At 58.4% G+C, this 10509-nt stretch carries 9 protein-coding genes; 4 read left to right on the top strand and 5 right to left on the bottom strand.

Translation table 11 applies throughout. The features are described 5' to 3' along the window. Positions 1 to 53 precede the first annotated feature (53 nt). The 4 genes from dnaK (at position 54) to rsgA (ending at position 4468) form a co-directional block, all read left to right on the top strand. Positions 54 to 1862, top strand: a complete 1809-nt coding sequence (gene dnaK / locus CYB_RS13950) for a molecular chaperone DnaK (RefSeq protein WP_011434469.1) — start codon at positions 54 to 56, stop codon at positions 1860 to 1862. A 130-nt stretch (positions 1863 to 1992) separates the two neighbouring features. After that, positions 1993 to 3177 carry a molecular chaperone DnaJ gene (gene dnaJ / locus CYB_RS13955; RefSeq protein ID WP_011434470.1) on the top strand — a complete coding sequence of 395 codons (1185 nt, stop codon included), beginning with the start codon at positions 1993 to 1995 and terminating at the stop codon, positions 3175 to 3177. Continuing rightward, the gene (locus CYB_RS13960; protein ID WP_011434471.1) at positions 3174 to 3443 is read left to right on the top strand and encodes a sulfurtransferase TusA family protein; all 270 of its coding nucleotides are present in this window, start codon (positions 3174 to 3176) and stop codon (positions 3441 to 3443) included. The genes dnaJ and CYB_RS13960 overlap by 4 nt, the downstream gene beginning before the upstream one ends. Further along, entirely contained in the window at positions 3440 to 4468 is a 1029-nt protein-coding gene (gene rsgA / locus CYB_RS13965; protein ID WP_011434472.1) for a ribosome small subunit-dependent GTPase A, read from the top strand. Before CYB_RS13960 ends, rsgA begins: the two co-directional genes overlap by 4 nt. 160 nt (positions 4469 to 4628) lie before the next feature. Here the strand turns inward: rsgA and CYB_RS13970 are convergent, their stop codons facing one another. The 5 genes from CYB_RS13970 to rpmH form a co-directional block, all read right to left on the bottom strand. Next, positions 4629 to 5210, bottom strand: coding sequence for a Uma2 family endonuclease (locus CYB_RS13970; protein WP_011434473.1), 582 nt, complete (start codon positions 5208 to 5210; stop codon positions 4629 to 4631). Positions 5211 to 5391: 181 nt separating this feature from the next. Continuing rightward, entirely contained in the window at positions 5392 to 5973 is a 582-nt protein-coding gene (locus tag CYB_RS13975) for a Uma2 family endonuclease (RefSeq protein ID WP_011434474.1), read from the bottom strand. An 88-nt stretch (positions 5974 to 6061) separates the two neighbouring features. Then, positions 6062 to 9628: a chromosome segregation protein SMC gene (gene smc, locus CYB_RS13980; protein WP_011434475.1), complete on the bottom strand. Its 3567-nt coding sequence runs from the start codon at positions 9626 to 9628 to the stop codon at positions 6062 to 6064. 83 nt (positions 9629 to 9711) lie between these two features. Continuing rightward, a complete protein-coding gene (rnpA, locus tag CYB_RS13985) occupies positions 9712 to 10113 on the bottom strand; it encodes a ribonuclease P protein component (RefSeq protein WP_011434476.1) in 402 nt (133 codons plus the stop codon). 93 nt (positions 10114 to 10206) lie between these two features. Beyond that, on the bottom strand, positions 10207 to 10347 hold the full coding sequence (gene rpmH / locus CYB_RS14450) for a 50S ribosomal protein L34 (RefSeq protein WP_011434477.1): 141 nt from the start codon (positions 10345 to 10347) through the stop codon (positions 10207 to 10209). Between the last annotated feature and the right edge of the window lie 162 nt (positions 10348 to 10509).

A 10509-nucleotide genomic window follows, 5' to 3' on the forward strand; every position in this document is an offset into this window, starting at 1 on the left:
ATCCGTGGAATCGCGTTCTTGGGTTGAGACTTGGCGCACGGGAAGAGGGGGCTATGGGTAAAGTCATCGGGATTGACCTGGGAACCACCAACAGTTGCGTGGCGGTTTTGGAAGGTGGTCAGCCCGTTGTGATCACCAACGCCGAGGGAGGGCGCACCACCCCCAGCATTGTCGGCTTCGCCAAGAACAACACCCGCTTGGTGGGCCAACTGGCCAAGCGCCAGGCGGTTACCAATGCTGAAAACACCATCTTCAGCATCAAACGCTTCATTGGCCGCACCTTTGCCGAGACCGAAGATGAGCGGAGGCGGGTTCCCTACAAGGTCATCCCCGGTCGAGACAACATGGTGGAAGTGGTGGTGCAAGATCGCGCCTACACTCCGCAGGAGATCTCCGCCATGATCCTGCAAAAGCTGAAGGCCGATGCGGAGGCCTATCTGGGGGAGCCGGTGACCCAAGCCGTGATCACCGTTCCCGCCTATTTTACCGATGCCCAGCGGCAGGCCACCAAAGATGCGGGCACCATTGCCGGCCTGGAGGTGCTGCGCATCATCAACGAGCCGACAGCAGCCGCCCTGGCCTATGGCCTAGACAAACAAGATCAAGACCTACGCATTCTGGTTTTCGATTTGGGTGGCGGCACCTTCGATGTCTCGGTGCTGCAACTGGGCAGCGGCGTGTTTGAGGTGCAAGCGACTGCCGGCAACAACCACCTGGGGGGGGATGATTTCGACCAAAGAATTGTCGATTGGCTCATCCGTCAGTTTTTGGAGACGGAAGGGATCGACCTCTCGCGGGATCGCATGGCCCTGCAGCGGATGCGGGAGGCTGCTGAGAAGGCCAAAATTGAGCTGTCCAGCACCCAGGTTACACTCATTAACCTGCCTTTTATCACCGCCGACGATTCGGGGCCCAAGCACCTGGAAGTGGAGCTGACCCGCGGCAAGTTTGAGGAGTTGGTGCGGGATCTGGTGGAGGCCACCGTGGAGCCTACAGAACAGGCGCTGCGGGATGCTGACCTCTCCCCTGCAGACATCGACCGCGTGCTGCTGGTGGGCGGCTCTACTCGTATTCCCGCTGTCCAGGAGAAAATTCGGCAAATCTTCAAAAAAAACCCAGATCGCTCCGTCAACCCGGACGAGGCGGTGGCCCTTGGCGCTGCCATCCAGGCAGGCGTGGTGGGTGGAGAAGTGAAAGATCTACTGCTGCTGGACGTGATCCCTCTCTCGATTGGGGTGGAAACGCTGGGGGGAGTCTTCACCCGCATCATCGAGCGCAACACCACCATTCCCACCAGTAAAACCCAGATTTTCTCCACTGCCACCGATGGCCAGAGTGTGGTGGAGATTCACGTCCTGCAGGGAGAGCGGGCCATGGCCAAAGACAACAAAACCTTGGGCCGCTTTCAGCTGACCGGGATCCCGCCGGCTCCCCGTGGGGTGCCCCAGATCGAGGTTTCTTTTGACATCGATGCCAACGGGATCTTGAAAGTCTCGGCTCGGGAAAAGGGGACAGGAATCGAGCAGAGCGTCAAGATCACCAACAACGGTGGCTTGAGCAGCAGCGAGATCGAGCGAATGCGTCGGGAAGCGGAGGCCTATGCCGAAGAAGATCAGCGCCGGCGGCAGTTGGTGGAAGCCCGCAACCAGTCAGATAGCCTGCTCTACAACTACGACAAAACCCTGCAGGAGCATGGCAATCGCCTCAGCGAAGCTCGAATCCAGCGGGGGGCTCAAGTGGCGGGCACATTGAGGGCATTGCTGGCAAATGATAACGTAGACTTAGCAACTTTACGGAACGCAATGGAAGAGCTGCGGGCTGTCCTGCTGGAGATGGGTAGCGAGATCTATGGAGCTCGCTGAGGATTCTAGGCAACTGCTTGCTCTCCCCCAGCTCCGGTGCCTTGTAGGTCTGCTTCGGTTGTGCTGCCTGACAAGTTGCATCTCAAGTGTGTCTGATGTTTTGATCTTTAACCTCTTCTGAAGCGCTTCTATGGCTCGCGACTACTATGAAATCTTGGGGGTTAGCCGCGATAGCTCCAAAGAGGAGATCAAGCGCGCCTATCGACGGTTGGCTCGTAAGTACCACCCGGATGTCAACAAGGAGCCAGGCGCCGAGGAGCGCTTCAAGGAGATCAACCGTGCCTATGAGGTGCTCTCTGATAATGAGCTGAAAGCCCGCTACGATCGCTTTGGAGAAGCGGGTTTGAGTGGAGCTGCTGCGGCAGCAAGTGGATTCCAGGATTTTGCGGGGATGGGTGGCTTTGCCGACATTTTCGAGAGCTTTTTCACCAACTTTGCAGGGGCAGGAGCCAGCTATGCCCGCAGTCGCCAGGGGCCGGTACGGGGCGATGATCTGCGCTTTGACCTAAAACTGGAGTTTCTGGAAGCCATCTTCGGCGGCGAAAAGCAAATTCGCATCAGCCACCTGGAGGTCTGCAATGTCTGTGGGGGCAGCGGGGCCAAGCCCGGTACGGAGGTGAAAACTTGCCCCACCTGCGGAGGCAGCGGTCAGGTGCGACGGGCAACCCGCACGCCGTTTGGCAACTTCACTCAGGTCTCGGTTTGTCCCACCTGTGGTGGCAGCGGTCAGGTGTTGGAGGAGCCCTGCTACAACTGCAACGGCGAGGGCTTGGCCCAAACCACGAAGAAACTGCGCATTAACATCCCAGCCGGCGTGGATAGTGGCACCCGTTTGCGGGTTTCCGGGGAAGGCGATGCCGGTCGACGCGGTGGCCCGCCCGGGGATCTCTACGTCTACCTATTCGTGGAACCGGATCCCGACTTCCAGCGAGATGGCCTGACCATTCTCTCGGAGGTGCGGGTGAGCTATTTGCAGGCCATCTTGGGGGCCAAGGTCTCTGTGCCCACCGTGGACTCGAAAGCCGGCCTGGAGGAGGAGGTGGAGCTGACCATCCCAGCCGGATCCCAGCCGGGTACAGTGCTGACCCTGGAGGGCAAGGGGGTACCTCGCATTGGCAACCCGATGTCTCGGGGCGACCACCAAATCACCTTGGTGGTGGAGATCCCCACCCGCATCAGCTCAGAAGAGCGGGAATTGCTCATGCGCCTGGCTGAGCTGCACGGAGAACGCATCAACAAGCGGGATGGTTTCTTGGGCGGGTTGTTGCGGGGGCTGGCCCAGATGCCTGGCAACCGGGAGCGTGAGGAAGAATGACTGCAGAGGCTGTTTCGTCGGAAGAGGTCAAGTTTATCCTTGACCAGCGCGGGATCCCTTGCCCACTTAACTACGTGCGGGCGAAGCTGCGCCTGGAGCGCATGGCTCCTGGAGAACTGCTGGAGCTATGGCTGGATGCGGGAGAACCCCTGGAGCAGGTGCCCAACAGTCTAGCCATGGCCGGGCATCGGATTGAGGGACAGGCGGCTGCCCCCGAAGGCCATCACATTCTCTGGGTGCGTCGCGGCACGCCTGAGTCGGCATGAGCCCGGTGAAACCGGAAGGAAAAGATTGTACCGGCTGGGTGCGCGCAGCGCAGGCCAACTTTTATCGCGTGCGGATCGATCCGAGTTTGGCCGCCCTTTTTCCCGAGATCCCGGCTCAGTTTCCGGCTCAAAAGCCCACCCCGGCGGAGATTCTCTGTACCAGCCGGGCCAAGCTGAAAAAAACGGGCCAGCAGGTGATGGTGGGGGACTGGGTGGAGGTGCGCTTGCCGCCTGCTGCCGCCGACCTCTGGCCGGAGCGGGGGGTGATCGAGGCGATCCTGCCGCGGCGCACTCAGCTGCCTCGACCCGCTATTGCCAACGCAACCCAAGTTCTGGTGGTGGTGGCCCTGGCCGAGCCCGACCCTGAGCCCAACGCCCTCAGTCGTCTGCTGGTGCAAGCCGAGGCCAGCCAACTGCGGGTTCAGGTGGTGTTGAACAAATGCGACTGCGTGGATCCAGAAGTGGCGACAACTTGGGTGGAGCGTCTGCAGAGGTGGGGATATGAGCCTCTGTTGGTCAGTGCCCACACCCAAGCTGGGATCCCCCAGTTGCAACAGTGCTGTCGAGATCAGATCTCGGTGGTGATGGGCCCTTCCGGGGTGGGCAAATCCAGCTTGCTCAATCGGCTGCTGCCGGACGTTCGGCTGGCCACTCAGGCCGTCTCCAGACGTTTGGGCCATGGTCGGCACACCACCCGCCATGTGGAGCTGTTTCCTTTGCCGGAAGGCGGTTGGATCGCCGATTCGCCGGGATTCAATGCTGGCGAAGGGATCCCGCCGGTGCATCCTTTGCAGTTGATACGGTGCTTCCCCGAAGTAAGGGATCGCTTGGGCGCCTGTCAGTTTCGCGATTGCCTGCACCATCGAGAGCCGGGCTGTGGGCTCCGAGATCTGGATTGGGAACGACGGACTTTTTACTTGCAGCTTTTGCAAGAAGTCCAGCAGGTGCAAAAGGCATCGGTGGGCCTTATCCAGCCTGGCCAAGATCCCAGTCTCGCCAGAATTGCGCGAAAGACCCCAATCTGAGGACTATAGTCATTCCAAACTAGATTGAGACACTCCTCAAGCATTCCGTGCAGCTTCTGCGACCACTCCCAGCCCCTCTTCCTTTGGGAGAGGGGAGTTAGGAACCAATACACAAATGTTTCATTCCTGTCTAAAATGACTATAAAACGACCGTAGAATGTCAGGTGGACCAGATCTTGCGGATGGGCAAGGTGAAGCCCGGCAGCACGTCCTCTCCCGATAAGGTTTCCGGATCTTCGACCAATTCCGGCGCTTGCCCTTGTCGGTAGATCATCACCCGCTTGGCCTTGGGATCCAGCAGCCACCCCAGCCGGCAGCCGTTGTCCATGTATTCTTGCATCTTGGCCTGAGTTTGAATCCAAGAGTCGGTGGGCGAGAGGATCTCCACCACAAAATCGGGGCACAGGGGCAAAAATCCTTGGCGGGTTTCCGGATCCAAAGCTTCCCACTTTTCAATCGGGATCCAGGCCAAATCAGGGGAGCGGTCGCTGCCTGAAGGCAAGGAAAATCCGGTGGAAGAATCAAAGCTTTTCCCTCGGCCCGATTGCCGATTCCAAACATAAACTTCCCCGGCAATTTCAAAGTTAAGATTGCCCGTTTCCCCACCGGTTGGAGACATGATGACCAATTCTCCTTGGGCAGTACGCTCCAGCTTCAGCTCAGGATTGGCGGCACAAAGCCGGATAAAATCTGCTCGGCTGAGGGTTATCAGGGGAGATAGATTCAGAGTCAGAGCAGCCATGGTAGTGTGACTCCGCCTGTTTTTGGCCTATCGCTCAACATTTTTACTGCAGCTGTTTCCAAGGTTGGGAGAGTTCTGCAATTCCGATCCCTGTCATGCAAGAGATCCATCTGAGTTAGCTGGGTTAAGGGTGTGGAAAAAATCTGTATCAGGGATCGTAAATCCGTGAAAGCTACTCATATCAAGCCGACCAGATCTTGCGAATGGGCAAGGTGAAGCCCGGCAGCACGTCCTCTCCTGATAGGGTTTCCGGATCTTCGACCAATTCCGGCGCTTGCCCTTGTCGGTAGATCATCACCCGCTTAGCCTTGGGATCCAGCAGCCACCCCAGCCGGCAGCCGTTGTCCATGTATTCTTGCATCTTGGCCTGAGTTTGGATCCAAGAATCGGTGGGCGAGAGGATCTCCACCACAAAATCGGGGCACAAGGGCAAAAATCCTTGACGGACTGAGGGATCCAAAGCTTCCCACTTTTCAATCGGGATCCAGGCCAAATCAGGGGAGCGGTCGCTGCCTGAAGGCAAGGAAAATCCGGTGGAAGAATCAAAGCTTTTCCCTCGGCCCGATTGCCGATTCCAAAGGGTTAAGTCTGTGGTGATTTCGGCATTCCAGTGGCCGGTTTCCCCGCCGGTTGGAGACATGATAACCAATTCTCCTTGAGCGGTACGCTCCAGCTTCAAGTCAGGATTGGCGGCACAAAGCCGAATAAAATCTGCTCGGCTCAGGGTTGTCAGGGGGGATAGATTCAGAGTCAGAGCAACCATGGCAGGCGTTTGGACACTCCTAAACCATTCTTAGAATGAGCCTAATGGGACCTCAGGATTTGCCCTCTGCTCTTAACCAAGCCACATCTTAACTGGGGTGAGGGGCGGGTTTGGTCAGGCCGATCACCTGAGTGTATGCACCGCGGGCCTGGGTTACACCAATGGTGTGCTCAGCTTTTTCGATCATGGGGCGGCGTAAACTGACCACCAAAAACTGCGCCTGACGAGATTGCTGCCAGATCATATTGGCCAATTTTTCCACATTGGCCCCGTCCAAAAACATATCTACTTCATCAAAGGCGTAAAAGCTGGAAGGGCGGAATCGCTGCAGAGCAAAAATAAAGCTGAGGGCTGTCAAGGATTTTTCTCCTCCCGACATGGCGCTGAGACGGCGCACCGGCTTGCCTTTGGGGTGGGCCACCAAGGTTAGACCGCCTGCGAAGGGATCCTCTGGGTTTTCCAATTCCAAATGGCCATCCCCATCGGAAAGTTGGGCAAAGATGGTCTGAAAATGGCCGTTGACGGCATGAAAGGCATCCAAGAAGGCTTGCCGACGCAGGGTGGAAAAGTTCTCGATGCGCAGCAACAACTCGGTGCGCTCTTGGTGCAGGGTTTCCAGTTTGGCGCTGAGATCCCGCAGGCGAGCTTGGGTCTGTTCGTATTCGGCAATGGCCAGCATGTTTACCGGCTCCAGGGATCGCAATTGCTCTTCGATTTTGCGTTTTTGCCGTTGCAGCTCGTCTAGGGTCAGGGTGGCGGGCAAGTTGGGCAGCGGATCCGGCAGCTCTTGGGCCACCGCTTGCAGTTGGGTTTGCAGTTGGGCCAGCAGGGCCTCTTTTTCCTGTTGTTGGGTGAGGGCGTTGTAGCGTTCCCACTCCAGGCGTTGGATTTGCTGTTGTTGGGCCCGCAGTTGAAATTCCTGCCGATCTCGCTCTTGGCGCAGGTGGGAAAGTCGGGCCTCGATCTGGCTCATCTGTTGCCGTTGCTCGGCAAGGTGTTGCTGGATTTGGCCAAGGGTGGCTTGGGCTTGGACGATTTGCTCCTGCAGATAGGCTTGGCGCTGTTTGCTCTCCTGCAGGCGCTCCTGGTGGTGCTGGATTTGGGCCTGTTTCAGGTGTTGTTGGCCGGAGTTCTCCTGCTGTTGCCGCTCCAGTTGGGTCAGTTGCTGCTGCAGCTCTGCCAAGCGACTTTCCTGCTGCTGCACCGTCTGCTGCAGTTGCTGCCAATGTTGGTTCACCGGGGATCCCTCCAGTTGGCTGAGCTTGAGGGTGAGATCGGCCAGGCGCTGTTGCAAGGGATCCCAACGCAGTTGAATCTGCTGGAGCCGCTGCTGGATCTGGTGGCTTTCGCTTTGCCTTTGCGCCAGGGATCCCTGCAGGTGTTGCAGGCGGGCCTGTTGCTTTTGGCAGTCGGCTTGGTGCCGCTCCAGATATTGCTGGGCTTGCAGGGCGTCTTGGCGAGCCAGGAGCAGGGCTTGGGCCAGTTGTTTTTCGCGGGCTTGGGCTGCTTGTAGGCGCAGGGTGAGGGCGGCCAGCAGTTCCTCCAGCTCGGCCAAGCGGGAGCGCAAGGCGGCCTCCTCGGAAGGTTCGCCGACAGAAAAATGGATCCCAGCTCGCTGGGGGGCGCTGCCGCCGGTCATGGCGCCCGAAGTTTCCAACAGCTCCCCTTCCAGAGTAACCATGCGGTGCTTGCCGATGTGGGGCTGGGCCAGCTCTAGGCTTTGGAAAACCAGGGTGGAGCCGAACACAAAGCCGAAAACATCCCGGTAGCGCTCTTCAAAACGCACCAAACGAATGGCGTAGTCGATCAGGCCGTCCAATTTCAGGGGGCTGGGGGGGCGGGTGGGCTGGAGCTTATTCAAGGGCAAAAAGGTGGCGCGTCCGGCTTTTTCCCGTTTCAAAAAGTTGACAGCGCTCACGGCCACGGTGTCATCCTCCACCACCACAAAGTGCAGCCGGTTGCCTGCTGCAACCTCCAGGGCCAGTTGATACTGGGGATCCACCTGCCCCAACTGGGCCACCAACCCCAAAACCCCCGGCAGACGGGCACTCAGGATGGCTTGGGTCGCCCGGGATCCCTGGGATTCTTGCAACACTTGGCGGCGGGTTTCCCATTTGTCCAGTTGCCGCTGCTTGGCGTGCAGCTCGACGGTGAGGCGTTCGTGGGTGGCGCGATCCAACTCCAGGCTGGCCTGCAGTTGCGCCAGCTCTTGGGCCAAAGTTTGAACCTGAGCTTCCGACTGTCGGCAAGTGTGTTCCAGCTCGGCGGTGAGGGCCAGGTGGGATCCCAGCCACGCCTCGATCTGGGCAATCTCCGCCTGGATCTCTTGGCTTTGCCGTTCCAGTTGCCGTTGTCGCTCTTGCAGGCGAATTTGCTCCTGTTGGAGAGGCTCCTGTTCGGCGCGAAGTTCCTCAATGTGGCGGGTGAGGTAGCGCTGCTGTTTCACCCAGGCATCAGCGGATTGGGCTAGGGCGCGCAGCTGTTCGCGGCTCTGTTCCAAGCTAATTTGGGCTTTCTGAACCTGGGCCTGCAGGGATCCCTGGGCTTGGGCCAGTTGCTCTTGTTGGCTGTGCAGGTGTTCCAGCTCCGCCTGCAGATGCTGCTGTTGGGCTTGGCACTCCTGATGTAGGCGCTGCGCTTGCTGGATCTCCTCCTGCCAGGCTGCGATCTGTCGGCTGACCTGTTGCCGCTGTGCTTCGGCGGCGGCGATTTGGGCTTGCAGGTGCAGGTATTCCTCCTCTCCAAGAGCATGGATGCGGCTTTGCAACTCGCCCAGGGCGGCTTCGGCCTGTTGCAAATGATCGTTCAAGGTCTGCACCTGAGCAGTGGCCTGCTCCTGAGTTTCCAGAAACCGCTGAATGGCCGCCTGGGTTTCTTCCACTTGGACTTGCAAATGCCGCCAAAGCAACACCTGTTGCTGCTGCCCCAGCGTTTGCAGCTGCAGCCGCAGTTGCTGATGGTGTTGAGCCTTTTCGCTCTCTTTGAGCAGCCGTTCTCCCTGGGCTTGCCATTCCTGTTCGATGAGCCGAAAACGCTCAATTTGTTCCCGCACCGCCTCCAGCTTGCTGTTGGCCTGGGCGATCTTGCGGTCGAAGGTGGCCACCCCCGCCAATTCGTCGATGATCTGCCGCCGTTCCTTGGGGTGCATGGAAATGATACTGGTGACATCCCCTTGTAAAACAACGTTGTAGCCGTTGGGGTAGATGTGCATCGCCTCCAGTTGTTCGTGCAGCTCGCTCAGGGTACAGGGCACATCGTTGATATAAAAGGTGCTGGTGTAGGGGAGAGAAAAGGACTCCGTCCCACTATCGCGGGCGAGCTCCTCAGCCTTTCCGGGCCTGACCCGCAGCCGGCGACTGACTTTCCATTCCCTGGGCTGGCCATCTTCTCCTGGCCCCAGCTCAAAGGTGACGGAAACGTGGGTTTCCACCTGCCGATTGCCGTTGAGGCTGCCGGAATGCACCAGATCCAAAAGCCTCTCTGCCCGCATCCCCCGCGAGGACGATAAACCCAGCGCGAACAGGATCCCATCCAGGATGTTAGACTTACCGGAGCCATTGGGGCCGGAAATGACCGTAAAGCCCGGCAGCAGGGGCAACGAGGTGGTGCTGCCAAACGACTTAAATCGGGTCAGCTCAATCCGCTTGATGTACATCACACCCCACATCTAGCGTGGCCACCAGCATATGATGGCAACAGGCTAGCATGGGTAGCAAAAACCTGTGCAGCTCAAGTTTCTTAGGACGGCTTGGCATCTGAGTCTGCACCTGTTGAGTCTACATCTGTGCTGACGAGCAGGTCGGCCTTTTGGAGAAGACGATGCACCTCCGCCCTCAGCTCCGGCCAGCGGTAGGTCAGTAAGTTTGCCTTGGAGATAAACAGCAGCCGGTATCCGGGTTTCAGGTTTGGGCACAGGGGGCGCAAGATTTCTCGCAACTGGCGGCGCAGCCGATTCCGCTTTACGGCAGATTTGCTCACCTTTCTGCCGATCACCAGCCCCACTTGGCTAGGGATCCCTTCGCACCCTGCGGGCATCGGCTGAAACAGCAGGGTCAAGCCTGCACCGGAACGACGTTGGCCCCCCTGGTAGAGCGCCTGAAAAGCTCGTCGATCCCGCAATCGATGAGGAGCCGGCAACATTGGGCACCGAGGAGAGTCTGCCCCAGAAGTCAGCGAGTTTTGGGCTGCAACGCTCCAAAAAACCAAGACAAATCAAATCTCTGACCAAAGGGCTTAGGAAACCGCCAGGCGATAACGCCCCTTGGCCCGCCGTCGCCGCAAGACCTGACGCCCAGTTGCCGTTCGCATTCTGGCCCGAAACCCAGAAACCCGAATGCGTCTGCGATTGGTGCCACGAAGGGTACGCTGAGTCATGGTGAGAAGCCAACTTATGAATCCAAGATCATTTGCCAGAGCTGACCAGACCGAAATTAGCCCGCTTGAAACTGATCGCAGACGCTCAATCTTAGCAGACTCAATGGAAAATTGCTAGATTGGCCACCCCGCGCCGAGCAGTTAAATTGGGAATCCCGAAGC

The sequence above is a fragment of the Synechococcus sp. JA-2-3B'a(2-13) genome, assembly GCF_000013225.1.
Classification (GTDB): domain Bacteria; phylum Cyanobacteriota; class Cyanobacteriia; order Thermostichales; family Thermostichaceae; genus Thermostichus.

Bases quoted from the DNA above. Each gene is read 5' to 3' on its own strand.
- dnaK (WP_011434469.1), top strand. From the start codon at position 54: ATGGGTAAAGTCATCGGGATTGACCTGGGAACCACCAACAGTTGCGTG.
- dnaJ (WP_011434470.1), top strand. From the start codon at position 1,993: ATGGCTCGCGACTACTATGAAATCTTGGGGGTTAGCCGCGATAGCTCC.
- CYB_RS13960 (WP_011434471.1), top strand. From the start codon at position 3,174: ATGACTGCAGAGGCTGTTTCGTCGGAAGAGGTCAAGTTTATCCTTGAC.
- rsgA (WP_011434472.1), top strand. From the start codon at position 3,440: ATGAGCCCGGTGAAACCGGAAGGAAAAGATTGTACCGGCTGGGTGCGC.
- CYB_RS13970 (WP_011434473.1), bottom strand. From the start codon at position 5,210: ATGGCTGCTCTGACTCTGAATCTATCTCCCCTGATAACCCTCAGCCGA.
- CYB_RS13975 (WP_011434474.1), bottom strand. From the start codon at position 5,973: ATGGTTGCTCTGACTCTGAATCTATCCCCCCTGACAACCCTGAGCCGA.
- smc (WP_011434475.1), bottom strand. From the start codon at position 9,628: ATGTACATCAAGCGGATTGAGCTGACCCGATTTAAGTCGTTTGGCAGC.
- rnpA (WP_011434476.1), bottom strand. From the start codon at position 10,113: ATGTTGCCGGCTCCTCATCGATTGCGGGATCGACGAGCTTTTCAGGCG.
- rpmH (WP_011434477.1), bottom strand. From the start codon at position 10,347: ATGACTCAGCGTACCCTTCGTGGCACCAATCGCAGACGCATTCGGGTT.